Raw genomic sequence first — 2,437 nt, 5'->3', positions numbered from 1 at the left:
TATCAAAAACAATCGTATTTTTAGGGAACAAGCCTGGTGAAATTGTAGAATGGCCAAACGAGAAATTGCCAGAAGACTGGCATCCTGTGTGGGCAGTTGCAAAGTCTGGAAAGGATAGCTGGAATGTCCATTTCTGTGGTCAACTTGGCATCACAGAAGATAATTCCAAACAAGATTTTGCTACACCTGATAAGAGAAATATAAAACAATGGAAGGAAGCTGTCTGGTATAGGCGTAAGAGGACAAATGCTCCAAAAATTAAAACAATCAAGGATATGTGGATAAAATGCCAGGAGTTTGCAGAACATGTCTGATCTCCTTTTACAAACCATTAGTACATTTGGAGATATGAATATTGACAAGTTTAATACTGCCTTTAATGGATTGAGTCAATCAATGAGGATGTCTAATCGAGAAGTTGACCTGAATTATGTCCGGCGCCAAACTATCAGGCTTTTCGATTCACTGGGTCATTGTGAATTCGATTTTGATAACCGCCGGGTTTTTGCCTGTTCACCTTCTTTAGTAGCATTGCCAACATCTGGCCTTCCTAAAGCAATATTGACCGGGGCCAGAGTTCCATCATTAATTAAGGAGATCAAAAATTTCGTGCGGACAAATCGTGATTCAATTTCATTTAGCGAAACACAACAGAACAATGAGTACTTTTTTTTGCCTTCAGCCATCTACATAGAGGCAGTTGATTATAAATACATAAAAAATGTATCACTTGCTACTCAAATATATCATTATCTGGAGACACCTGTAGCATGGTCTTTAGTTAATTTTTCAGTAGGAATTGAAAATATTATGGATGATCTTATCTATGAGCGTAGAGATGATATTAACTGGAAAAAACAAACTTTTTTTACTGATTCACTAACATTTTCGAATCGTAATTGTGATAATATTCAAAAACTCGTTTCCTATGTCAATCCTGTGAATCAGCAAAGAAGGCACTGGGTGTGGGATAATAACCAGGCAGCCGAAGTAGATCGTGATTGGGGAAGATATATTATTCTTGCATCTCAAAAAAAGAACGTAATAATTTATGATGAACGGTACCATCGATTAGCTGTCCCGTCAACTGTGCCTCTCCCCCGTTTTTTAGCACGAGCTGCCACACTTTGTACGGGATTGGCTCCAGTGCCAGCACCAATCGGCGAAGACCCCATAAAAGGATTACCTGCTGGGCATCAAATGGATATTTATTATGACGTCACTCCGCCTATTGCTAAAATAATTTCAAAAAAATTATCACAAGATTTAATACCGCACAGTATTTCACCTGACAAAAGAGGGGCAATATCATGAAAGATCCAATCGGTGCATTTGATACAATCCGGGATAATTTTATTTTATACATAAAGACCGCATTTGGTACCCGCTTTCCCTCCATAGAAGCTGAAAGGGAAGCACTTCTGCGAAAGCCACGGGTTATGTGCCAGGAACCGTGGATAGAGCCCCTTCCAGTATACCAAAAATCTGGAAAGACTATTTCAACTTTAACAGATGAAGATCTTCCAGGACTGAACGAACTGGAAATAACTTATTTTAAGTCTTTAGTTTCGTGCGGTTTGTTCAAAGACTATGAGCTACATGCCCACCAGGTTGAAATGCTTAAAAAAACACTAGATTGCAATAATTGCATTGTTACTGCAGGCACAGGTTCAGGCAAAACTGAGTCATTCCTTCTTCCCCTGTTTGCCTATCTTTCACGTGAATCATCCAAGTGGGAAGCTCCAGGCACTCCAGATCCCCGTGTCAATAGCTGGTGGAATGATACGCAATGGCAGAATTCATGTATCAGTGAAAATAATCGAATTCAGCAAACTTATAGAATTCCCCAGCGCAGTCATGAAAAGCGTGAAGCAGCAGTTCGCGCACTTATTATCTATCCCATGAATGCCCTGGTTGAAGACCAGCTTACCAGGCTTCGAAAAGCTCTCGATTCAGATGATGCCAGAAAGTGGTTCCAGAATGATCGGCAAGGGAACAAGATATATTTCGGACGTTATAACAGTAGCACACCTGTTCCAGGACATGAATTTACAAAACATGGCAATCCAGATAAGAATAGAATAGAAAAGCTCACAAAATCTTTGAAGGGAATGGATTCTGCTGCGAAAGATGCTGAAAAACATGCTCAGAAAACTGGTAAAGATGATGCTATATTTTATTTTCCAAGACTCGATGGATCTGAAATGCGTTCCCGGTGGGATATGCAAGATTCACCGCCCGACATCCTAATCACAAACTTTTCTATGTTAAGCATTATGCTTATGCGCGAAACAGATGAAGCGATATTCGAGAAAACACGGCAGTGGCTGGCTGGAGGAGAAGACAGAGTATTCCATCTGATTATCGATGAACTGCATCTCTACCGGGGAACTGCCGGTGCTGAAGTGGCATATCTTTTGAGGTTGCTGCTGCTCCG

3 protein-coding genes are annotated in these 2,437 nt (G+C 40.5%); all 3 read left to right on the top strand.

What is annotated here, in order from left to right:
• A partial coding sequence (locus IBX40_12700) for a hypothetical protein (GenBank protein ID MBE0525169.1) occupies positions 1 to 314 on the top strand: 314 nt, incomplete at its 5' end.
• Between the two features lie 295 nt (positions 315 to 609).
• Positions 610 to 1,314, top strand: coding sequence for a hypothetical protein (locus IBX40_12695; protein ID MBE0525168.1), 705 nt, complete (start codon positions 610 to 612; stop codon positions 1,312 to 1,314).
• Positions 1,311 to 2,437, top strand: a 1,127-nt coding sequence (locus tag IBX40_12690; GenBank protein MBE0525167.1) for a DEAD/DEAH box helicase, incomplete at its 3' end; no start/stop codon positions are given. The genes IBX40_12695 and IBX40_12690, both read left to right, overlap by 4 nt.

It is taken from the genome of Methanosarcinales archaeon, assembly GCA_014859725.1.
Lineage (GTDB): Archaea > Halobacteriota > Methanosarcinia > Methanosarcinales > Methanocomedenaceae > Kmv04.
The sequence above is the reverse complement of the archived record's forward strand: the minus strand, read 5'-3'. Positions and strand labels throughout refer to the sequence as shown.